This window comes from Streptomyces sp. NPDC044704, from assembly GCF_056433525.1.
Genome location: NZ_JBWKGY010000004.1, coordinates 462586 through 483563 on the forward strand (window position 1 = coordinate 462586; position 20978 = coordinate 483563).

Annotated in this window: 19 protein-coding genes; 11 read left to right on the top strand and 8 right to left on the bottom strand. The window is 74.2% G+C overall.

From position 1 onward, the window contains the following. Positions 1 to 74: 74 nt before the first annotated feature. Both AC07B0_RS12990 and AC07B0_RS12995 read right to left on the bottom strand, forming a co-directional pair. Positions 75 to 596 carry an SRPBCC family protein gene (locus AC07B0_RS12990; RefSeq protein ID WP_356873077.1) on the bottom strand — a complete coding sequence of 174 codons (522 nt, stop codon included), beginning with the start codon at positions 594 to 596 and terminating at the stop codon, positions 75 to 77. Between the two features lie 74 nt (positions 597 to 670). Beyond that, positions 671 to 1702: a medium chain dehydrogenase/reductase family protein gene (locus AC07B0_RS12995; RefSeq protein ID WP_478898017.1), complete on the bottom strand. Its 1032-nt coding sequence runs from the start codon at positions 1700 to 1702 to the stop codon at positions 671 to 673. Between the two features lie 191 nt (positions 1703 to 1893). On the opposite strand from AC07B0_RS12995, the gene AC07B0_RS13000 reads away from it, so the two are divergent. The 3 genes from AC07B0_RS13000 to AC07B0_RS13010 all read left to right on the top strand — a co-directional run bounded on the left by AC07B0_RS13000 (position 1894) and on the right by AC07B0_RS13010 (position 3416). Further along, entirely contained in the window at positions 1894 to 2577 is a 684-nt protein-coding gene (locus AC07B0_RS13000) for a TetR/AcrR family transcriptional regulator (RefSeq protein WP_469379677.1), read from the top strand. Between the two features lie 22 nt (positions 2578 to 2599). Further along, complete coding sequence (locus AC07B0_RS13005) at positions 2600 to 2923, top strand: putative quinol monooxygenase (RefSeq protein ID WP_356873083.1); 324 nt, start codon at positions 2600 to 2602, stop codon at positions 2921 to 2923. 127 nt (positions 2924 to 3050) lie between these two features. Next, on the top strand, positions 3051 to 3416 hold the full coding sequence (locus AC07B0_RS13010; protein WP_356873085.1) for a PRC-barrel domain-containing protein: 366 nt from the start codon (positions 3051 to 3053) through the stop codon (positions 3414 to 3416). Positions 3417 to 3658: 242 nt separating this feature from the next. Here the strand turns inward: AC07B0_RS13010 and AC07B0_RS13015 are convergent, their stop codons facing one another. Continuing rightward, positions 3659 to 4231 (bottom strand): GNAT family N-acetyltransferase, encoded by a 573-nt coding sequence (locus tag AC07B0_RS13015; protein WP_478898019.1) that lies wholly within the window; start codon positions 4229 to 4231, stop codon positions 3659 to 3661. A 223-nt stretch (positions 4232 to 4454) separates the two neighbouring features. Here AC07B0_RS13015 and AC07B0_RS13020 point away from each other — a divergent pair, with 223 nt between their 5' ends. The 4 genes from AC07B0_RS13020 to AC07B0_RS13035 all read left to right on the top strand — a co-directional run bounded on the left by AC07B0_RS13020 (position 4455) and on the right by AC07B0_RS13035 (position 10381). Beyond that, complete coding sequence (locus AC07B0_RS13020; RefSeq protein ID WP_478864269.1) at positions 4455 to 6863, top strand: ATP-binding cassette domain-containing protein; 2409 nt, start codon at positions 4455 to 4457, stop codon at positions 6861 to 6863. A gap of 112 nt (positions 6864 to 6975) precedes the next feature. Further along, a complete protein-coding gene (locus AC07B0_RS13025) occupies positions 6976 to 7368 on the top strand; it encodes a GNAT family N-acetyltransferase (RefSeq protein ID WP_467297429.1) in 393 nt (130 codons plus the stop codon). Positions 7369 to 7474: 106 nt separating this feature from the next. Further along, positions 7475 to 9394, top strand: coding sequence for a protein kinase domain-containing protein (locus tag AC07B0_RS13030; RefSeq protein ID WP_478898021.1), 1920 nt, complete (start codon positions 7475 to 7477; stop codon positions 9392 to 9394). Positions 9395 to 9664: 270 nt separating this feature from the next. After that, entirely contained in the window at positions 9665 to 10381 is a 717-nt protein-coding gene (locus AC07B0_RS13035) for a hypothetical protein (protein WP_356873095.1), read from the top strand. Between the two features lie 63 nt (positions 10382 to 10444). On the opposite strand, the gene AC07B0_RS13040 is transcribed toward AC07B0_RS13035, so the two are convergent. From AC07B0_RS13040 to AC07B0_RS13050, 3 genes are all read right to left on the bottom strand, one after another. Then, positions 10445 to 11911: an amidase gene (locus AC07B0_RS13040; protein ID WP_478898023.1), complete on the bottom strand. Its 1467-nt coding sequence runs from the start codon at positions 11909 to 11911 to the stop codon at positions 10445 to 10447. A gap of 266 nt (positions 11912 to 12177) precedes the next feature. Beyond that, on the bottom strand, positions 12178 to 12831 hold the full coding sequence (locus AC07B0_RS13045) for a hypothetical protein (RefSeq protein ID WP_478898025.1): 654 nt from the start codon (positions 12829 to 12831) through the stop codon (positions 12178 to 12180). A gap of 92 nt (positions 12832 to 12923) precedes the next feature. Beyond that, on the bottom strand, positions 12924 to 13511 hold the full coding sequence (locus tag AC07B0_RS13050; protein ID WP_478898027.1) for a hypothetical protein: 588 nt from the start codon (positions 13509 to 13511) through the stop codon (positions 12924 to 12926). Positions 13512 to 13729: 218 nt separating this feature from the next. Between AC07B0_RS13050 and AC07B0_RS13055 the strand changes: the two genes are divergently transcribed. The 3 genes from AC07B0_RS13055 to AC07B0_RS13065 are packed head-to-tail and all read left to right on the top strand — an operon-like array spanning position 13730 to position 16007. Next, positions 13730 to 14365, top strand: coding sequence for an ATP-binding cassette domain-containing protein (locus tag AC07B0_RS13055; protein ID WP_356873103.1), 636 nt, complete (start codon positions 13730 to 13732; stop codon positions 14363 to 14365). Further along, positions 14362 to 15228, top strand: coding sequence for a metal ABC transporter permease (locus tag AC07B0_RS13060; protein WP_356873105.1), 867 nt, complete (start codon positions 14362 to 14364; stop codon positions 15226 to 15228). The genes AC07B0_RS13055 and AC07B0_RS13060 overlap by 4 nt, the downstream gene beginning before the upstream one ends. Further along, positions 15186 to 16007, top strand: a complete 822-nt coding sequence (locus tag AC07B0_RS13065; protein WP_478864263.1) for a metal ABC transporter substrate-binding protein — start codon at positions 15186 to 15188, stop codon at positions 16005 to 16007. The genes AC07B0_RS13060 and AC07B0_RS13065 overlap by 43 nt, the downstream gene beginning before the upstream one ends. Before the next feature lie 56 nt (positions 16008 to 16063). Here AC07B0_RS13065 and AC07B0_RS13070 read toward each other — a convergent pair whose 3' ends face one another. Further along, positions 16064 to 17770 (bottom strand): class I adenylate-forming enzyme family protein, encoded by a 1707-nt coding sequence (locus AC07B0_RS13070; protein WP_478898029.1) that lies wholly within the window; start codon positions 17768 to 17770, stop codon positions 16064 to 16066. After that, on the bottom strand, positions 17767 to 19614 hold the full coding sequence (locus tag AC07B0_RS13075) for a CoA transferase (protein ID WP_478898031.1): 1848 nt from the start codon (positions 19612 to 19614) through the stop codon (positions 17767 to 17769). Before AC07B0_RS13075 ends, AC07B0_RS13070 begins: the two co-directional genes overlap by 4 nt. 153 nt (positions 19615 to 19767) lie before the next feature. Between AC07B0_RS13075 and AC07B0_RS13080 the strand changes: the two genes are divergently transcribed. After that, on the top strand, positions 19768 to 20970 hold the full coding sequence (locus AC07B0_RS13080) for an acyl-CoA dehydrogenase family protein (protein ID WP_478898033.1): 1203 nt from the start codon (positions 19768 to 19770) through the stop codon (positions 20968 to 20970). The last annotated feature ends 8 nt before the right edge of the window (positions 20971 to 20978 follow it).

Genomic DNA, 20978 nt, shown 5'->3' on the forward strand with positions numbered 1-20978 from the left:
CACGGGCAGGCCACAAACTCGGGGAAATCCCTGAGGCCGTGCCGTCGAGGTCCCGTCCGCCCGGCGGGGTCCGTTCACCCTTCGGCCTTCGCCTTCAGGCGGTGGAGCCAGGTGTCGAGGGAGGCGTCGAGCGCCTGCTGGGCGGCGGGGGCGTCGGCGTCCACGGGTGCCCCGGCCCAGGACTCCTCGGTGTGGACGTGGACTCCGTCCGCGCGCGGGGTGAAGGTCCACACGTGGACGGCCGTGATGCCCTGGGCGGGGCCGCCCCACACGATGCGGCGTTGCGGGACGACCTCCCGGACGGTGGAGTCGATTCCGCTGAGGCCGTGGACGGACCAGCTGAACACCGAGCCGGTCCGCAGGGGGCCCGGCGTCCGCTTGGTCGCCTCCGTCACTTCGGGCTGCCAGGACGGCCAGCCTTCGACATCGGTCTGGATCTTCCAGATCTTGTGGAGGGGGGCGTGGATGACGATGTCGTCACGGGTGATGACGGGAGCGTCGCGGTCGATCTCCACCGGGTGGTGGGGGCTGCCGCAGACGGCGACGGCGAGTGCGGCGGGCAGGGCGGCGGCCTTGGCGAGGAAGGTGGTCAGCACGGCGGGTTCTCCTGGATCGGCGGAAGCGAGCGGGGGTACGGGCGAACGGGAGTACGGAGCGGGGGCGTGCGTCGTCAGGGGACGAGGACGACCTTGCCGGCGACGCTGCCCGACTCGGCCAGGCGCATCGCCTCGGCGGCGCGGGCGAGGGGGATCTCGGCGGCCACCTTCGCGGTGATGTCGCCGCGCTGGAGGGCGGCGAAGACCTGGGTGAGGTCGGAGCGCAGGCGGGTCCGGAAACGGTTCTTGGCGTAGGCGCGGCCGGCCCACACGTTGAAGAAATAGGCGCTGCGGCCGTTGGGCAGCAGGTTCCACAGCCACACCCGGCCCAGGAGCCGCAGTACGGGCCAGGCGCCGGAGCCCTCGTCGTCACGGGTGGCGGCGCTGCCGTAGGAGACGAGCGTGCCGCCGGGGGCCAGGAGCCGCCAGGAGCCGAGGATCCCGTCACCGCCGACGTGGTCGAAGACGGCGTCCACTCCGCCGGGTGCGAGCTCCCGTACGCGGGCGGGAACGTCGCCCGTGCGGTAGTCGACCGGGGCCACCCCGAGCGCGCGCAGCGCGTCGTGGTGGCGGGGGGACGCGGTGCCGATCACGCGGGCGCCGGCGGCGAGCGCCAGCTGGACCAGGACCGAGCCGACCCCGCCGTTGGCTCCGTGGACGAGGACGGTGCCGCCGGGGCGGACCCCGGCCTTGCGGTGGAGCATCTGCCAGGCGGTGACGCCGTTGACGACCGCGGTCTCGGCGTCCGCCGCCGAGACGCCCTCGGGGACCTCCACCACGTCGGCCGCGTCGACGACGACGTGGCTCGCCCAGCCCCCGGTCTTCGTCATGGCGGCCACCCGCTTGCCGAGCAGGCCGGTTCCGGCGCCCTCTCCGGCGGCCAGCACGGTACCGACCAGGTCGTAGCCGGGGACGAAGGGGAAGGCGGGCTGGTCGTAGTACCGGCCGCGGCGCATCTGCTGCTCGGCGAAGGACACGCCCGTGGCCTCCATGCCGATCAGCAGCTGTCCGGCCGCCGGCACGGGCACCGGTCCGCGGTGCAGCTCCAGCCCTTCCGGCTCGACCTTGCCCGGGAGAACGATCTCGACGCGCTCGACGGTGTTCATGCAGACCTCCGCTTGTTTCGGTATCTCGTGTTCGTTAGAACCTGTAACCAGAGTGAAGGGCGATCGCGGCACTGTCAAGCGAGTAGCCCAATCGATCGCGATGAGGCATGCCGTTGGTGATAGCTTCTAACCAACGGCTGCCAACCGGCCGAGACCAGTGAGAGCCGAGACCAGTGAGAGAGGTGACCGCCATGACCGGGAGCGCGACGACCCCCCGCGAGCGCTACCGCAGGCAGGTGCGGGCCGAGGTGAAGGAGAAGGCCTGGCAGCAGATCGCCGGCTCCGGCGCCTCCGCCCTGTCCCTGAACGCCATCGCCAAGCAGATGGGCATGAGCGGGCCCGCGCTCTACCGGTACTTCGCCAACCGCGACGAGCTGATCACGGAGCTCGTCACGGACGCCTACCGCAGCCTCGCCGACGCCTTCGCCGCGGTCGCCGCCGACGGGCCCGGTCCTCAGCACCTCGCCGGGCTGGCGCGGACACTGCGCCGCTGGGCACTGGAGGACCCGCACCGCTACTTCCTCGTCTACGGGACCCCGGTGCCCGGCTACCACGCACCGCAGGACGTGACCGCGATCGCCTCGGAGATGATGTCCGTCCTGCTCGACGCGTGCGTCGCGGCCACCGCGGCCACTCCAGCCCCTTCGGCCGACGGGTCCGGGCCGCAGGCCCTGGAGGAGCACCTGACGGACCACCGGGAGTGGGCCGCCGGCCACCCCGACGCACCGCCGCGGGCCGTGCGCACGGCCCTGTCCTTCTGGACCCGCCTGCACGGCGTGCTCTCCCTGGAGCTGGCGGGCCACTTCACGGGCATGGGGCTGGACCCCGCCCGGCTGTTCGCGGCGGAGGTGGACGCCCTGACGGGCCCGGCGTGACGTCCGTGCCTACAATGACCAAATGATCTTCATTGTGGTGAAATTCTCCGTCAAACCCGCCTACGTCGACCGCTGGCCCGAGCTGGTCGCGGACTTCACGCACGCGACCCGCGCCGAACCCGGCAACCTGTGGTTCGAGTGGTCCCGCAGCCTGGAGGAGCCCGACACCTACGTCCTGGTCGAGGCCTTCCAGGACGACGCGGCGGAGGCACACGTCACGTCCGAGCACTTCCGTGCCGCCCTGGAGACGATGCGCCCCCTGGTCACCCGTACGCCCTCCATCGTCAGCACCACCATCGAGGGCGCCGACGGCTGGAGCCGGATGGGCGAGCTCCAGGTCGACTGAGCGTGTAGGGCCGGGACCTCTGGGCACACGAGCGCTGGGAGCGGATCGGATCCGTCCCGCAAGTGCACGGAAACGGGCGCGGCCGCACCTCGGGCGGCGCCCTGCAACCGGAGGAGTTGTTGTTCGCGTGACTGAGAACATGTGGAACTACCGGTCGACTTCGGGCCATCTGACGGGCGCCGACCTGACCGGCTACAAGGTCGAGGCCACGGACGGAAGCATCGGCAAGGTCGACAAGCACAACGACGAGGCCGGTGACGCCTACCTGGTCGTCGACACCGGTGTGTGGATCTTCGGCAAGGAAGTGCTGCTCCCCGCGAGCACGGTCATCAGCATCAGCGCGGACGAGCAGAAGATCTACGTGGACCGGACGCGGGCACAGGTCAAGGACGCCCCCGAGTTCCACCGGGACAAGCACCTGGCCGACCCGCAGTACCGCGAGGAGATCGGCATCTACTACGGCATCGGCGGCCCGTTCGGCCGCCCCCTGTAGGCGCCCGGCACACAGGTCCGGAGCGGGCCCCGACTCGTCGAGTCGGGGCCCGCTCGCATGTCAGGCACAGGGCGTCGGGCACAGGCACGGGGGAAACCCGGCGCACGGGACACGGAAAACGGGGAGGGGTGTGTGCCCCGGGCCGGGCCCGGCAGCCAGGAGGCCGCTACCGCTCACCGGCCGCCACTCCCAGAGTGACACAACCCGGGCATACCGGTCATTTGGGGTCGATCGAAGGCGCGTCATCGCAGGTCGAGGCGCATCAGCACCCGGGGATGCCCGGCCAGCACCGAGGTGGTGTCGGCGGCACGGACGAACCCCGCGCGTTCGAAGTTCTTCCGGATCCCGGCGTACGCCATCGTCATGTCGACGCGGGCGTCTCCGTTGTCGAGGGGGTAGGCCTCGATCGCCGGTGCCCCGTGGGCCCGGGCGAATTCGACCGCGCCGGCGATGAGGGCGTGCGAGATCCCCTGCTTGCGGTGGCCGGGGCGGACCCGGACGCACCACAGGGACCAGACCAGCAGGTCGTCGACGTACGGGATCCTGCGGCTGCGCGCGAAGGAGGTGTCCGCGCGCGGTGCGACCGCGGCCCAGCCGACCGGCTCGTCACCGTCGTAGGCGAGCACCCCGGGCGGGGGCTCCGCCCTGCACAGCGCGGCGACGTGGTCACCACGGGCCGGCCCGCGCAGCTCGTTGTTGAGCTTGGAGGGGATCCGGTAGCTGAGGCACCAGCAGACGTTGGCGGCCGGTGATTTCGGCCCGAGCAGCGTACGGACGTCCCCGAAGACCGCGGCCGGACGAACCTCGATGGTCATGGCACCACCCTCGCACGGCGCGCGCGGGGCCGTCACGCGTCGCGGAACGGGCGGACGGGCGGACGGGCGGCCCGGGCGAACCGGTCACGAATCGAGAAGCCCCCTTCGGCCCGCCACGGCTAACGTAACCGTCATGGACACCGGCGGAGCCGCTCGCTCGCACCGGGCGACGCCGACGGAGACCGCCCGGGCGGCCCGCACGAATCAGCAGGGAGACACCACGATGAGCAAGGCCAAGAGGGCGGACGCCACGTCGTCCGCGTCGCACGTCGCAGACGTCCACGATCTGATCCGCGTGCACGGCGCACGGGTGAACAACCTCAAGGACGTCAGCGTCGAGCTCCCCAAGCGCCGCCTCACGGTGTTCACCGGCGTCTCCGGCTCGGGCAAGAGCTCGCTGGTGTTCGGCACGATCGCCGCCGAGTCCCAGCGGCTGATCAACGAGACGTACAGCGCGTTCGTGCAGGGGTTCATGCCGACGCTGGCACGGCCCGAGGTCGACGTGCTCGAGGGCCTGACCACCGCGATCATCGTCGACCAGCAGCGGATGGGGGCCGACCCCCGCTCCACGGTGGGCACCGCCACCGACGCGAACGCGATGCTGCGCATCCTCTTCAGCCGGCTCGGGCGCCCGCACATCGGCTCCCCCAACGCCTACTCCTTCAACGTCCCCTCGGTCCGGGCGAGCGGGGCGATCACGGTGGAGCGGGGAGCCGGCAGCAAGACCGTCAAGAAGACCTTCACCCGGACCGGCGGCATGTGTCCGCGCTGCGAGGGCCGCGGCGCGGTCTCCGACATCGACCTCACCCAGCTGTACGACGACTCGAAGTCGATCTCCGAGGGCGCCTTCACCATTCCCGGCTGGAAGTCGGACAGCTGGTGGACGGTCCGGCTGTACGCGGAGTCGGGCTTCCTCGACCCGGACAAGCCGATCCGGAAGTTCACGAAGAAGGAGATGCAGGACTTCCTCTACCGGGAGCCGACCAAGGTGAAGGTCGAGGGCGTGAACCTCACCTACGAGGGACTGATCCCGAAGATCCAGAAGTCGTTCCTGTCCAAGGACCGCGAGGCGATGCAGCCGCACATCCGGGCGTTCGTGGACCGGGCGGTCACCTTCACCGCCTGCCCCGAATGCGGGGGCACCCGGCTCAGCGAAGCAGCCCGGTCCTCGAAGATCAAGAAGATCAACATCGCCGAGGCCTGCGCCATGCAGATCAGCGACCTCGCCGCCTGGGTCCGCGGCCTCGACGAGCCGTCGGTGGCGCCCCTGCTCACGACGCTGCGGCAGACCCTGGACTCGTTCGTGGAGATCGGGCTGGGCTACCTCTCGCTCGACCGGGCGTCGGGCACGCTGTCGGGCGGCGAGGCGCAGCGCGTCAAGATGATCCGCCACCTCGGTTCCTCCCTCACCGACACCACCTACGTCTTCGACGAGCCCACCACGGGGCTGCACCCGCATGACATCCAGCGGATGAACGGGCTGCTGCTGCGGCTGCGGGACAAGGGCAACACGGTGCTCGTCGTGGAGCACAAGCCGGAGACGATCGCGATCGCGGACCACGTCGTCGACCTCGGCCCCGGGGCCGGCAGCGGGGGCGGCACCGTCTGCTTCGAGGGCACCGTCGAGGGGCTGCGGTCCGGTGGCACCATCACGGGCCGCCACTTCGACGACCGGGCCTCCCTCAAGGAGACGGTGCGCAAGCCCACCGGCGCGCTGGAGATCCGGGGCGCCGCCACGCACAACCTGCGCGACGTCGACGTCGACATCCCCCTCGGGGTCCTCGTCGTCGTCACCGGAGTTGCCGGTTCCGGCAAGAGCTCGCTCGTGCACGGATCACTGTCCCGGCAGTCCGGCGGCGCCGGCGAGGGGATCGTGTCGATCGACCAGGGTGCGATCCGCGGCTCGCGCCGGAGCAACCCGGCGACGTACACGGGGCTGCTCGATCCGATCCGCAAGGCGTTCGCGAAGGTCAACGGGGTGAAGCCGGCGCTCTTCAGCGCGAACTCCGAGGGCGCCTGCCCGAACTGCAACGGAGCCGGGGTCATCTACACCGACCTGGCGATGATGGCCGGGGTGGCGACCACGTGCGAGGAGTGCGAGGGCAAGCGGTTCGAGGCGTCGGTGCTGGAGTACCGGCTCGGCGGCCGGGACATCAGCGAGGTGCTGGCGATGTCGGTGTCCGAGGCGGTGGAGTTCTTCGGCGACGGCGAGGCCCGCACGCCGGCGGCGCACAAGATCCTGGAGCGGCTCGCGGACGTCGGGCTCGGCTACCTCAGCCTCGGGCAGCCGCTCACGACGCTGTCCGGCGGCGAGCGGCAGCGGCTCAAGCTGGCCACCCACATGGCGGAGAAGGGCGGGGTGTACATCCTGGACGAGCCGACCGCCGGCCTGCACCTCGCCGACGTCGAGCAACTGCTCGGGCTGCTGGACCGGCTGGTCGACTCCGGGAAGTCCGTCATCGTCGTCGAGCACCACCAGGCGGTGATGGCGCACGCCGACTGGATCGTCGACCTGGGGCCGGGAGCCGGTCACGACGGGGGCCGGATCGTCTTCGAGGGCACCCCGGCCGACCTCGTGGACGACCGCTCCACCCTCACCGGACAGCACCTCGCGGCCTACGTGGGGGCCTGACCGGGCCCCGCCGGCCTCCGACTCCTGGCCTCCTGGCTTCCTGGCTTCCTGGCCTCCCGCGCCTGCCGTCCGTAGCATGTAGCGAGTGACCACGACGAGTGACTCTTACGTGATGTGCGCCGGGACCCCCTCGGTGGAGGTCTACCTCCGACTGCGGTCCGGCTCGGGACTGAGCCCCAAAACACCCGAGATGGCGCGGGCCGGGCTGCCGGGGACCTGGCACGGGGTGACCGTGCTGCACGACGGCGAACCGGTGGGGATGGGGCGCGTCATCGGCGACGGCGGCTGCTTCTTCCAGATCGTCGACATGTGCGTCCTGCCCGGGCACCAAGGGCGGGGGCTGGGCCGGCGCATCATGGAGGAGCTGGTCGGGGAGCTGGAGCGGCGGGCACCGGACGGCGCGTACGTCTCGCTGATCGCCGACGGCGACGCCCGGTTCCTGTACGAGAAGTTCGGGTTCAGCCCCACGGCGCCCGCGTCGGTCGGCATGCACCGCACGGTCTGAGGCCCGCGGACCGTCCGGCGGGCAAATCCGTTACGGGGTCCGGGCGTTGCCGTTCCCGGCCCATCGGGTAGGTTTCTGGAAATGTTTCCAATTCGATGGGGCTGACGTGTTAGAGCTGAGGGGGAGCGGAGCCAAGCCGCTGGAGGACGAGGACCCGCGGCGGATCGGGGAGATCCCGCTGGCGGGCCGGCTCGGGGCGGGCGGGATGGGCCGGGTCTACCTCGGGGTCCACGAGGGCCGGTACGTCGCGGTCAAGCAGCTGCTGTCGTCCGTGGTCGGTGAGGACGAGGACTTCCTGCGCCGTTTCGGGCACGAGCTGGACAACCTGTCCAGGCTGCCCGCGGGGGCCACCGCCCCGCTGCTGGCGAGCGACCGCACCGCGCGGCCGCCGTGGTTCGCCACCGCGTACGTCCCCGGGCTCACGCTGAGGGAGGCCGTCGACCTGAACGGCGGCCCGCTGTCCTCGCGGGCCCTGTGGCTGCTCCTGCGGGAGGCCGCCGCGGGCCTGGAAGCGGTGCACGCCCTGGGGATGGTCCACCGGGACCTGAAGCCGTCCAACGCGATGCTGACCCTCGACGGCCTCACCCTCATCGACTTCGGAGTCGCCCGGGCCGCCGAACAGAGCCAGCTGACCAGGACCGGCATGGTCGTGGGCACGCCCGCCTACATGGCGCCCGAACAGGCCTCGGGCAAGCGCGCGGTGAGCGGCGCGACCGACGTGTTCGCCCTGGGATCGGTCCTCGCGTACGCCGCCTCCGGCCGGCCGCCCTTCGGCGAGGAGTCGGGGCACGGCGTGCTGTACCGCATCGTGCACGAGGAGCCCGACCTGGAGCCCCTGCGGGAGCTCGACCCGGAGCTCGCCGAGCTCGTGGCGGCCTGCCTGGACAAGGACCCCGAGGGGCGGCCCACCGCCGCCGAGCTCCTCGAACGCGCCTCCCGCCACGGGCCGTTCACCGCCCCGCTCTGGCCGGCCGCGATCACCGAGCACCTGACCCAGCGGGCCGCGTTCGCCGCCGACGTACAGGACGTCGACGTGCCCACGCTCCCGCTCGCGGGCCGGAAGCCCGGAGCGGAACCGGCGGCCGGACCCGGAGCGCCGGAACCGGCCGCGCCGGAGAAGGGGCCCGAGCCGGACCCCGCGACCGGGTCCCGCCCCGAGGGGCGGCCCGAGCCCCGTGGGAGGAGCCGTCGCACCCGCGTCCTGCTCGCCGTCGTCCCCGTCGTCGTGGTCGCGGGCGGCACGACCCTCCTCGTCCAGAACCTGCCGTACACGACCACCCCGGAGGCCAAGGCGCAGTCCACCCCGCTCGCCCCGGCCGCGCCGCCCGCGGCGGGTGCGACGGCGACGCCCTCCGGCCCGGTGAGCGGCAGCCCGTCCGGGTCGCCCTCGCCCGGGCAGTCGCCGCCCCAGGACCAGCCCGTGGGCGACGGCCAGGCGAACGGGCAGGGCGGGGCGGCGGGCAGTCCCCCGGGGACGCTCCCCGGGAATCCCGGATCCGTCCCCGGCCCCGGTCCGGGCCCGGGCGGCGGCGACCCCGGCACCCCCAACGGGGCGGGCGGGGCGGGCGCGGCCGGGGGCTCCGCGAACTCCGGCGGCGGGGTCACACCCCCCTCGGGCGGCAAGACGTCCACGGCTCCGACTCCCCCGCGGCCGCCCCAGCCGCCCCCGTCCGGGACCCAGCGCTACCGCAACGGCAACGACGGCAGCTGCGTCACCCAGGTCTTCGGCGCCTCGGACCACGGCGACTGCTCGGATTCCAGCGCGCGGTGGACCGTACAGGGACGGCAGGACGGCACCTTCAAGCTCGTCAACCAGCAGAGCGGCCAGTGCCTGTACGCCAACATGCTCGGCCAGGCGGTGTTCGTGGGCGACTGCGCCCAGGACATCGGCCGGCTGTGGCGTTCCGGTGCGGGCGGCAGCCTGCGGAGCGAGTTCTCGGGCGGCTGCCTGGACACCGGGATGGGCAGTGGCCTCGTCACGTCGTCGTGCTCCGGGTCCGCGTCACAGCGCTGGACGAAGGCCTGAGCGTACGAGAAGGCCCCGGTCTCCCTGAGGAGACCGGGGCCTTCGTCCGAGCGCTGGGCAGGCCTCGCACCTGCATTTCCCCACGGGAAGTGGGGCGTCTTTCCTTGGACCACCAACGCGGGGCCCACCACCGCGTGTCGCGGCCGCGAGCTCAAGATCCAATATAGCCCATGGAACCGGCCACCCGCACCCGCGCGGATCCGGCCGGCCGGCCGCCGCGGGACCGTGTGACCATGTCCCCTCGGCACACACGCACCTCATGGGGGGACCATGCGCACCCGCACCACCACCGTCACGACCGGCTTCGCCGCCTTCCTCGCGGCGATCCTCGTCCTGACGGGCTGCACGGCCCAGGACGACCGTCCGCGCGGGGCCGCGAGTTCCGCGGCTCCGTCGCCCGCTCCCGTCCGCAGCGGCGGCGGTCCGGGGTTCGACGGGCCCCTGCCCCAGGACCAGAACCTGCTGGCGTGGACCGGCGACCCCAACGACGCGGGGCACGTGACGGCCCAGTCGTCCGCGGGCGTCGGCGGCCGGGTCACCCTGGTGCGGATCGTCCTGCGCGAGCAGATCACCTGGTCGAACATCTGGCTGGGCCTCGCCGGGGTGGACCCGAACGCCCAGCTGTCCAACTGCTACCTCGGCGTGTACGACGCCCGCGGCACCCTGGTCGGGTCCACGGCGGACGTCTCGCCGCAGCTGATGACGGACGCGATCGCCAAGCCGTTCCCCCTGGCCAAGCCGTTCACCGCCGCACCCGGGACGTACTTCATCGCGCTCCTGCTGAACGGCAGCTGGGCCACCAACGCCCTCACCCTGAAGGCGACGGGCGCCGGCATCTCGGTCAACGCCGGCCTGACGCCGCCGCAGCTGCGCTACAGCACCCTCCTGACGGGCCAGACCTCCCTGCCGGCGTCCGTGAACCTCGCCGACCAGTCCACCAGCACCATCAACACCGGCTGGGCCAGCCAGTGGTACGCGATCTCCTGACCCCTCCGGCGCGGGCCGTGCGGCGCACGACGACGCCGGGGCGGGCCGCCGGAGCCGTGGCCGTCACGCGGTGAACGCGGGCGGCCGCACCGGCTCGGGGAGGTGGCGGGCCAGGTGCCCGGCCACGGCGACGACCGTGCGGTCCGCGAGGTACGGGCCGATGATCTGGACGGCCAGGGGCAGGCCGTCGGGGGTCCGCCCGGCGGGCATGACGAGGGCCGGGAGCCTGACGTGCCCGGCGAGGTTCAGCCAGGCCGTCTGGTCGAAGTACGGGCGCTTCTCGCCGTCGACGGTGACGTACCGCTGCGGGACCGGGACGGCGGTCTGGTCGTCGACGGCGGCGGTCGGGGCGGCCGGGGTGACGAGGACGTCGTGGGTGGCGAAGTAGGCGGCCCACCGGGCGCGCAGCCGCTCCCGCTCCTCGTTCGCCAGCAGCCAGTCCCGGTGCCGCATGGTGCGGGAGCGCGGGAAGAGGCCCCGCGGGTCGTCGGCGGGGATCGCGTCGGCGGCCGCGACCTCGTCGGCGAAGCCGGTGTCGGTGGCGGTGGCGCTCGTCGTGGCGTACATGAGCCGCTGGAACAGCCGGTCGCTGTCGGCGAGTTCCACGGGCCGGCCGTCCGCGTCGACGGTGGCGCCGGCCGAGCGCAGCAGCCCGGCGACCCGGTCCAGGAGTGCGCGGGTGGCCCCGTCGACGGGGCAGTGGGGGTCGTCCTGCCAGAGGCCGACGCGGTAGTCCGCGAGGTTGCGGTGCGCGGGCGCCGGCAGGGTGAGCGTCCAGGCGGCGGCATCGGCCGGGGACGGTGCGGCGAGCACGTCGAGGAGGAGGCCGAGGTCCTCGGCGGTGCGGGCGATCGGGCCGACGGCGAGCATGTCGGAGCCGGTGAGCCAGCCGGGCGGGCGGGGTACGTGGCCGCGGGTGGGGACGGCGCCGCCGCTGGGGCGCAGTGCGTACACGCCGCAGTAGGCGGCCGGGAGGCGCAGCGAGCCCGCGAGGTCGGAGCCCACTTCGAGGCTGGTGAGGCCCGCGGCGACGGCCGCGGCGGCCCCGCCGGAGGATCCGCCGGCGGTCTTCGTGTCGTCGTACGGGTTCCGGGTGCTGCCGAACAGCGGGTTCGACGTCTGGATGTCCTGGCACATGACGGGGACGTTCGTCTTGCCGATGATGACGGCGCCGGCGGCCCGCAGGAGCGCGACGGCGTCGGCGTCCTGTTCCGGGACGTGCTCCGCGAGGCCGGGGGAACCGCAGGTGGTGCGCAGCCCCTTCGTCTCCAGTGCGTCCTTGACGGTCATGGGCAGGCCGTGGAGCGGGCCGAGGGGTTCGCCCGTCGCGGCCAGGTGGCGGTCGGCCGCATCGGCGGCCGCGCGGGCTCCCCCGGCGTCGAGGGTGACGACGGCGTTGAGCCCGGGTCCGGTCCGGGAGAGGTGTTCCAGGTACCGCTCCAGCAGGGCGCGGCTGGTGACCGTCCGCTCGCGCAGGGCGGAGAGCTGCTCGTGGGCGGGCGCCAGGTGCAGGGGGCGGCGGAGGGTCACGGGCGGGCTCCTGGGGTGGTGCCGCGGGAGGCGGAGGGGTCACGGCTCCCGGGTGCGTGCGGGGTTCGGCGGGTTCGGGCGTGGAGGTGGTGCCGGTTCCGTCGCCGCGTTCCGCCGCCCGTCATCGGGCGCCACTGTAGTCGGGTGCTCCCGGGACCGGGTCGGCGGCCCGGTGACGTCAAGGGGCATACGGACCGGGGTCCTTGGGGACCGGGGGTAGGGGGACACTCGGACACCCGTGTCCTGCGCGGCCTGGAGGACGGGCGTCAGGAGCGGGGCTTCCAGTTCCGCGGCATGAGGCCGGTGCGGCGGGCCGACTCGTCCTCCGCCGCCGAGCCCCCGCGCCGGCCCGGCTTGGTGCGGACCACGTAGCGGAACGGGAGACCGCCGGGGGCGGCGAGCATGCCCCCGAAGCGGGTGTCGCCCGCGAACCACATCTGGTCGCCCGCCTGCTGCCGGGGAACCCGGGGGCCGTCCCAGCCGTCCCAGGGCGGCGGGAACGAGCAGTGGCTCTGGCCGTCCGGTTGCAGCAGCACGATCCGGCCGTCGGTCCCCCACCGCCGGCCGCCCGCGCGCTCGCCTTCCGCGGACACCACCCGTACGTCCTGGGCGCGGCAGGGCCACACCTGCCAGCCGTAGGTGGCCATGACGAGCCGCTCCTTGCGCCGGGCCCTGCGCCACAGGAGCAGCAGACCCGCCGTCACCGCGATCACGGGGGCGAACCCGGCGGCGGTCACGACGCCCGCCGTGGAGGTGGCCCCGACGGCCATGAGGACGGCGACCAGCGCGACGGCCTCCGCCGCGAGGAGCAGGGCGCCCCGCTTCAGGCCCCGTTCACGGCGCCGGAGTACGGCCTCGACTCCGGGCGTCTCCAGGGCCGGACCGGGCAACACCTGGTAGCCGTACTCGTGGGCCAACATCACCGTGCTCCGGTCTCGGGTAGGGGCGTGCAGGAGCATACTGCCGCACCCGCGCGGGCCCCGGCAGGGGTGCGGTACCCCGGCGAACCGATCTACCGCGCCGCCGGGGAGGCCGGCGGCCCCGCGGACGCGCGCCGCGCCCGGCGCCATTCCACTTCCTCGCGGGTCAGCGGTGCCTGGACGGCGTAGACGTCGCCGACGCGGAGGCTGTCCGGGGTGCTGTACTCGCCGTAGGTGCCGATGACGGACACGGACACCCGGGAGCCGGGCTGCCAGAACGTCCGGAAGTACGGTGCGTTCCCCGCGCTCTCCGGTACTTCGATCAGGGGGACGCCGCGCCGTTCCAGCAGCCCGCGGAGCTTCGCGAAGCGCAGCCGGGGGGCGAAGCGCCCGTAGCGGGCGCGGAGTTCCGGGCCCGGGAGGGTGCGGTCGCGGCGGGCGAGCCGGTGCACCTGGAGGGTGCAGTGGTGGCCGGACCAGGGCCGTCCCGCGTCGGCCCGGTGCCAGGAGAACTCGGCGAGGCCGTAGTCGCGGAACATGGCGCCGGCGCCGAGGACGTTCTCGGCGAAGTCCGGCCCCAGGACTTCAGCGACGCGCTCGGGAGGGTCGGTGGGACGCAGTCCGAGCACGGTGCCGGTGGTGACGACGTCGGTGTAGAACGCGAGGGAGTACGGGGTCACTTGCCGTTCCCGTCTCAGCCGCGGAGGAAGAGGACGGAGCCCTCGGGGCTGGTGGCTGCGGGCCGGGCGGGATCACTGCGGTGGTCGGTGGGTGTCACCCGCACAGCGTAGGTGGTGTCGGTCGGGAACCCGGAGCGCCCGGCGTCCGACTCCTGTGGCGTGGGAGGGCGGACATCCGGCCCGGCCCACTCCTGCTACGGAGGATCGAGGGGCGTGAGATGGGCGGGCTGGACGTACGCATGCGGGAAGTGGCCTGCCGGCACGGGCGGGTCGAGGCCGTCGCCGACGTGGACCTGGAGATCGCCGCGGGCGAACGGGTGGCGCTCACCGGGACGAACGGTTCGGGCAAGACCACGCTGCTGCGCGCCGTCCTCGGGCTGCACCGGCAGGTGACGGGATCGATCCTGGTCGGCGGCCGGGGTACCGGGTCGGCCGCCGAGTGGGCCTGGCGGCGGCGGGCCTGCGCCTGGATCCCGCAGAAGCCGGCGGCCGGCCGGTTCCCGCTGCTCGGCTCGGAGCTCCTCGCCGCCGGCGCCGCCGCGGCCGAGGCCGCCGAAGCCGCCGACCGGCTCGGGGTGGGCGCCCTCACCGGGCGGCCCCTGCACACGCTCTCCGGCGGCCAGTTGCAGCGCATGTACCTCGCCCGGGCGATCGGCTGCGTGGCCGCCGGCGCCCAGGTGGTCCTGGCCGACGAGCCGACCGCCGCCCTCGACTTCGACGGGCAGTCCCGGGCGGCGGACGTGCTCACCGCGCTGCCGGTGACGCTGATCGTGGTGACGCACGACCGGGCGATGGCCCAGCGGTGCGACCGGGTGCTGGAGATGGCCGCGGGCCGGCTGCGGGAGGTCCGGTGACCCTCGCCACCGCCGACCTCGGTGACCTGCTGGGGCTGCTGGCCGTACAACGGGCCGGCCTGGCCCTGCTGCTGGCCGCGGTCGGGCTGCCGGTGATCGGTGTGGTCATCGTGGGCCTCGACATCATGCCCGTGCGGTTCGCCATGATGCACGTCGCGCTCCTCGGCATCGCGGTCGGGCTGCTGACGGGCCTGGACCCCATGCTGTGCGCGCTGGTCGCCTGCGCCCTCGCCGGTGCGGGCGTGGCCCCGCTGGCCCGTACGCCCGACGGCCTGTCGGGTGCGATGGGGTTGCTGATGAGTCTGGCCATCGCGGCCGCGCTGCTCGTCCTGGCCGTGTCGGGGGTCAACGCCTCCGGTGCGTTCGCCCTGTTGTGGGGGTCGGTCCTGTCCGTGGGTGCCGCCGACCTCGTCGTCCTGGGGGTGCTGGCCGTGGCGGTGCCGGGCCTGTTCTGGTGGCGGCGGCGCGACATCGGGCTGTTGCTGTACGACCGCGAACTCGCCGAGTGCTCCGGTGTGGCCGTACGGGCCCTGACCGCGGCGCTGCTGGTCCTGGTGGCCGTCGCCGTGGCGGGGGCGATCAAACTCACCGGCGCCCTGCTCGTCGACGCCCTGACGCTGCTGCCGGCGCTGGCCGCGCGCCGCCTCGGCCGCTCCCTGACGTCGATCACCCTGTGGGCGGTCGGCATCGGCCTCGTGGTGAACCTGACCGGGTTCCTGCTGGCCCTGTGGCTGGACTGGCCTCCCGGCCCCGTCCTCGTCCTGACGGCGGGGGCCGTGGTCCTCGCCGTCCATCTCGTCCCCGAACGGAGAACCACCTCATGGCGCCCCACCTCGTCCGAGTCCCTTCCCTCCTCGCACTGAGCTCGGCCCTCCTGCTCTGCGCCGGCTGCGGGAGCGGCGCCTCCCCCACCGCCTCCCCCGGGGCGGCCTCCGACGCCGCCGGTCCGTCGCGCGGCGGGAAGCCGGTCGTGGTCGTCACGACGACCTGGGAGGGGGCCTTCGCCAAGGCGGCCGGCGCGGAGGACATCAAGGTGATCGTGCCGCAGTCGGTGCACCACGCCCCCGACTACGACCCCAAGCCCTCGGACCTCGCGGCCGTGGCCCGGGCGGACTTCGTGCTGTATGCGCCGTTCGAACCGTACGCCGCGAAGATCAAGGAGGCGGCGGGGTCGAAGGCGAAGCTGATCGAGGTCAACCTCGACAACGACCCGGACGCGGTGCGCGCCGAGGTGACCGAGCTGGGCCGGCTGTTCGGCACGCAGGACGCGGCCGCGCGCTGGAAGGCCGGGTTCGACACCACGTACGCCGAGCTGAACGCGGAGGTGCGGGCGGCCTGGCCCGGGGGCAGGAGCCCCTCGGTGGTGACGCAGGTGTTCACCGCGTGGTCGGCGAAGCTGGCGGGGGCCACGACGGTCGGCACCTACGGGCCGGAGGCGGTGACCCCGGCGCAGCTCGCCGAGCTCTCCGCGAAGAAGCCGGCGCTCGTCCTGGACAACGCGCACATGTCCACCGGTACGGTGCTGCCCGACTCGGGGGCCCGGCAGGTGAAGATCGTGAACTACCCGGGGGAGGACCTCGATCTGCTGCCGGTCTACCGGGAGGCGGCGGCCGGGCTGAAGAAGGCCATGGCCGGTTCCTGAACCGCCGGCGGGACGAGGGGGCCCGGCGGCCGCATCGGCCGCCGGGCCCCCTCGTGTCATCCGGCCTGGGCGAGCGGGGCCACCGCCGTGCCGTCGTCCCCTGCCCGAGCACGGGTCACGAGTTCGCGGAGCGCGGCCCGGTCGGGTTTGCCGGCCGCGGTCAGCGGGAGTGCTTCGACGGTCAGGAGCCGCTCGGGGTGCTTGCAGCGTTCCAGGCCCCGGCCGGACAGGTGGGCGGAGAGCGAGGCGAGGGTGGGCCTGCCCGTGCCGCGTGCCACCACGCAGGCGGCCAGCCGCTCGCCCATCAGCGGGTCGGGGACGCCGACGCAGACCACGTCCCGGACGTCGGGGTGCGAGGTCAGCTCGCGTTCCACCTCGGCCGGGCTGATGTTGGCACCGCCGCGGATGACGATGTCCTTGAGCCGGCCCACGACGTGCAGGGCCCCGTCGGTGTCCAGGAAGCCGAGGTCTCCGGTGCGGACCCAGCCGTCGGGGGTGCGGTAGCGGGCGTCGAGCTCGGGAGCGGCGACGTAGCACAGCGGGGTCATCGGGCCTCGCGAGACGATCTCCCCCAACTGGCCTTCGGGCAGCGGGGCGTGGGTGACGGGGTCGGCGATGCGGATGTCGGCGACCCGGGGGTCGGGGCGGCCCGCGATGAGGCCCTCGCCGTCGGTGGGCGGAACGGTGTGTCCGAGCCCCGTGTGGCAGTTGACCCCGTCCGCGGACCCGTAGAGGTTCACCACGGGACATCCGAACGCCTTCGCGGCGGCCGCGGCCGTGGTCTCGTCCAGGGGTGCCCCGCCGAGGACCAGGGCGGTGGGAGCGGGCAACTCACACCGTCCGTCGGTGCGTTCGGGCCCGTCGAGGCGTTCGAGGATCATGCGGATCATCGTGGGGACGCCCAGGACGTGCGTCGGTTCGTGTGCGCGCACCGCCTCGATCGCGGCGTCCGGCGTGAAGTGGTCGAGCAGGACGAGGGTGCCGCCGTGCCGGGCCAGGGTGACGGCGGTTCCGTTGGAGCCGAACGCCGAGGCCAGCGGCACGAGGAAGAGGCAGCGCGGCGGGGTCCGGTCCGGGATGAGCGAGGCGAGGAAGTTGCCGCGGCCACCGGCCAGCGCGTTGTGCGAGTACGCGACCATCTTCGGCTCCGCCTCCGAACCGGAGGAGACGAGGATCCGGGCCGCGCTGTCGGGGTCGGGCCGGGCGGGCGCGAAGCCGCTGGGGTCCGACCGGAGGAGCGCCCTGAGCGGGACGGCTCCCTCGGGGGTGCTTCCGGGACCGGCGGCGATGACGTGCCGCAGGGCGGGCAGGGCGGCGGACAGGGTGAGCAGTTCGGCGGCGTGCGGGGTGCCGCGGTGGTCGGTGGCGGCGATGACGGCCACGGCTTCGGCGCGGCGCAGCAGGCACTCGGCCTCCAGTACGCCCCGGCCCACGGGGAAGGGCAGGGCGATCGCGCCGAGGGCGGCGAGCGCCAGGTCGGCGATGACGGCGCCGCGGTCGTTCGGGAGCTGTACGGCGACCACCTCACCGGGGCGGATGCCGAGCGCTCTGAGGCCGGCCGCGAGACATCGCACCTTGCGGTCGAGGGCGGTGTAGCACAGGGCCCCCTTGGCGTCGAGCACGGCGGTGCGGTGCAGATCGGCGATCTGGTGGGCCCGGAAGAGGCTGTACAGGTCGAGGTCGGGGCAGGTGCCGTCGACCACCCAGGAGCGGCGCAGTTCGGCGGGCAGCAGGTCGTGCAGGGCGGGTCCGTTGGCGGTCACGCGAAGCTCCAGGGGTCGGGGACGGTCGGGGCGCCGTACGGGTCGCGGCCGATCGGGCCGCTGAGGCGCGCATCGCGGTGCAGGGCGGACAGGTCGGTGGTGACGGCGGTGGCGGCGAGCCCGTCGGCGCGCAGGCGGCCGAGGGCGTCGGCCGTGGTGCGGCCGCGCAGGTCCGCGGCGTACGCGGCCGCGGCGGGGGCGCTGTCGTCGGCGGGGGCGATCCAGCCGTCGGCGGTGCGCAGCGGGCGGCGGAATCCGGCGGGCCGGCGGGGGTTCTCGCCACGGGCGGCTCGCCGCAGTGCCGGGGCGGTCAGGGTGTCGGCGGCGCCGAGGAGGGAGGAGTCCACGCGGACGCCGCGGCCGGTGCGTTCGCGCAGCAGGAGGCCGGCGAGTACGGCTTCGGTGCCGAGCAGCCCGCCGAGTACGTCGAGCAGGGTCATCAGGGAGGGGGCGGGGGGCTCGTCCTCGGGGCGGACGGCCTCGCCGACGCCGGTGCGGGCCTGGACCATGAAGTCGGTGCCCATGGGGGCGTCGTCGATCCGGCCGGCCCAGCCGCCGGTGTAGGCGTGGACGAGCGCGGGGTTGACCCGTGCGAGGTCGTCGGAGTCCAGGCCGAGGGCGGCGGCCTTGCCCGGCGCCCAGTTGTGCAGGAAGACGTCGGCTCCGGCGGCCAGCTCCCGCAGCCGGCTGCGGCCGGCGGCTGTCTTGATGTCGATCTCCACGGCCCGTTTGCCCCGGTTGAGGGCGAGCCAGCGCGCGGAAACGCCCGAGCAGGCGGGGGGCATGCCGCGGAGCGGGTCCCCGCCGGGCGGCTCGATGCGGATCACGTCGGCGCCGAGCAGTCCCAGCAGGTGCGCGGCGAGGGGTGCCTGGATGCGGCGGCCCGCCTCCAGGACCGTCAGCCCGGCGAGCGGCCGGCCGGGGGCGGGCCCCGGGCCCGTGCTGCGGCCGGCCGGGAGGGCCCGGTCGGGGAACTCCGCGCGGGCGGTGTCCAGGGGACGCAGTGACCAGGGCGGGGCCCCGTCGTGTTCCGCGGCGCGTTCGCCGAGGGTGCGCAGGGGGCACACCTGGGCGCCGGAGAGGACGGCCGCGCTGGTGATCCGGCGCATCGGGTGAGCCCGGGTCACCGCGTGGAGGGCGGGCGGGAAGGGGGCGCAGGCCGTGGCGTAGCGGAACTGGAAGGGGCGCCAGCCGGCCCGCAGGGCGTCGGCGGGCGCGTCCAGGTCCCGCCAGAACGCCGCCCAGGCGCCCGGGTCGAGGGTCTCCAGCTCGAAGAGGATCCCGTCGGCGGAGGTGAAGGGGGGTCCCCCGGGGGCGAGTTCGGCGGCCTCGGCCTCGTCGGCTCCGGCGGCGGCGAGGTACTGGGACACGGTGAGGAGACCGGCCCGGTCCGCGGTGGTGGTGGCCTCGGTGGCTCCGCCGCCGCGGGCCCGGCCCAGCAGGCCGGCGAGGAGTCCCTGGACGGTGAGGACGGCGGTGGCCGTCGCGACGTAGTCGGCGGCCAGCCCGCGTGGGCCGCCGTCCCGGCGGCCGTGGACGGACATGACCCCGGTGGCGGCCTGCGCCGTGGCCTCGTCGACGATGCCGCTGTCGGGGATACCGCTGTTGGCGATGCCGCTGTTGGCGGAAGCCCAGGCGGAGACCGCGCGGACCTCCGGGAAGCCGTCTCCCGCGAGGGAGCAGCGGCCCGGGCCCTCGGACGGGTTCTCGCCGGTGGAGCAGGGGCGCGCGCCGAGGGCGCGCAGGTGGTCGGTGACGGGGCCCATGAGCTGCGGGGGCCCCGAGGTGTCGAAGCGCAGTGCGGCGAGCGGCCTGACCGTCCGCGCGGTTGCTGGTGACGCCATGCCTCTCCTCTCCCGGCGCGCGGCGGTGGCCGGCGCCCGGGTCCTGGCGGGAAGCGGGATGCGGGAACCCGGGGGCGCGTACGCCCGACCAGTTCCACGGGCAGAGAGTCGGACAGCCGTTCGCACGGGTTCCCGGGATCGAGGAGGAATGCAGTGACGGATCCGGAGTCCCCTGCCGGGGAGACGGTGCGACCCGACGTGCGGGTGGCCGAGTTGAGGGAGAGGGTGACCCGGTTCGTCGCCACCCGGGTGGTCCCGTACGAGGAGGTACTGGACGCCGGCGGACCGGCGGCGGACGCCGCGCGGGACGAACTGGGCGCGCGGGCGCGGGAAGAGGGGCTGTGGGCCCTGCCGCTGCCGGCGGAACTCGGCGGTGGCGGCCTGTCCTTCGGGGAGTACGCCGCACTGGCCGAGGCGGAGGGCGCCAGCGACCACGGCCCCGCCGTGCTGGGCTCCGCGCCGCTGCTCGACGTCACGATGCTGGCCCGGCACGGAGCGCCACGGGTCCGCGAGGAGTACCTCGAACCCCTCGTCGCGGGAGGGATCCGGGCCTGCTACGCCATGACCGAACCGGACGTACCGGGCAGCGACCCGACGCTGACCGCCACCCGCGCCGAACGCGCGCCGGACGGCGGCTGGGTGGTCAGCGGGCGCAAGTGGTTCACCTCCGGCGCCGGACGGGCCGCTCTGGTGACCGTCCTGGCCCGCACCGAGGGCCTGCCCGGGGACCGTGAGGGGCTGTCCCTGCTGCTGGTGCCCACCGGCTCCCCCGGCTTCCGGGTGCTGCGGGAACTGCCCGTGTTCGGTGCGGGCGGCCAGTACGAGATCGGCCTCGACCGGGTCCGGGTGCCTGCCGACCACCTCCTCGGCGAGGGCGGCGACGCGCTGTCCATCGCCGGTGAGCGGCTCCAGCTCGGCCGTACGCTGCGCTGCCTGCGCTGGATCGGGCAGGCCGGGCGCGCGTTCGACCTGATGTGTGCGCGGGCCACCGCGCGCGGCGGGCCGGGCGGGCCCCTCGCCGGGCACCAGCTGGTGCAGCAGCACGTGTTCGAGGCACTGCTCGCCCTGCGCGGCGCCCGCCTGCTGACCCACGAGGCGGTGGCGCTGATCGCCGCCGGGCGGGACGCCCGTACGGAGGTGGGGCTGGCCAAGGTCGCCGCCGCGCGCATGCTCCAGCAGGTGACGGACTCCGCGATCCAGGTCCACGGCGCCGCCGGGCTCGGCCCGGACACCCCGCTGCCGGCCCTGTTCCGCACCGGGCGGGCCGCCCGCATCCTCGACGGCCCGGACGAACTGCACGTCACGTCCGTGGCCCGGCACGTCCTGCGCGACTACGGCCCGGACGCGGCCGCATAGCCGTGCCG

Excerpts from the sequence above, each read along its gene's own strand:
- AC07B0_RS13035 (WP_356873095.1), top strand. The coding sequence starts at position 9,665 with ATGCGCACCCGCACCACCACCGTCACGACCGGCTTCGCCGCCTTCCTC.
- AC07B0_RS12995 (WP_478898017.1), bottom strand. The coding sequence starts at position 1,702 with ATGAACACCGTCGAGCGCGTCGAGATCGTTCTCCCGGGCAAGGTCGAG.
- AC07B0_RS13045 (WP_478898025.1), bottom strand. The coding sequence starts at position 12,831 with ATGTTGGCCCACGAGTACGGCTACCAGGTGTTGCCCGGTCCGGCCCTG.
- AC07B0_RS13020 (WP_478864269.1), top strand. The coding sequence starts at position 4,455 with ATGAGCAAGGCCAAGAGGGCGGACGCCACGTCGTCCGCGTCGCACGTC.
- AC07B0_RS13075 (WP_478898031.1), bottom strand. The coding sequence starts at position 19,614 with ATGGCGTCACCAGCAACCGCGCGGACGGTCAGGCCGCTCGCCGCACTG.
- AC07B0_RS13055 (WP_356873103.1), top strand. The coding sequence starts at position 13,730 with ATGGGCGGGCTGGACGTACGCATGCGGGAAGTGGCCTGCCGGCACGGG.
- AC07B0_RS13065 (WP_478864263.1), top strand. The coding sequence starts at position 15,186 with ATGGCGCCCCACCTCGTCCGAGTCCCTTCCCTCCTCGCACTGAGCTCG.
- AC07B0_RS13000 (WP_469379677.1), top strand. The coding sequence starts at position 1,894 with ATGACCGGGAGCGCGACGACCCCCCGCGAGCGCTACCGCAGGCAGGTG.
- AC07B0_RS13015 (WP_478898019.1), bottom strand. The coding sequence starts at position 4,231 with ATGACCATCGAGGTTCGTCCGGCCGCGGTCTTCGGGGACGTCCGTACG.
- AC07B0_RS13025 (WP_467297429.1), top strand. The coding sequence starts at position 6,976 with ATGTGCGCCGGGACCCCCTCGGTGGAGGTCTACCTCCGACTGCGGTCC.
- AC07B0_RS13005 (WP_356873083.1), top strand. The coding sequence starts at position 2,600 with ATGATCTTCATTGTGGTGAAATTCTCCGTCAAACCCGCCTACGTCGAC.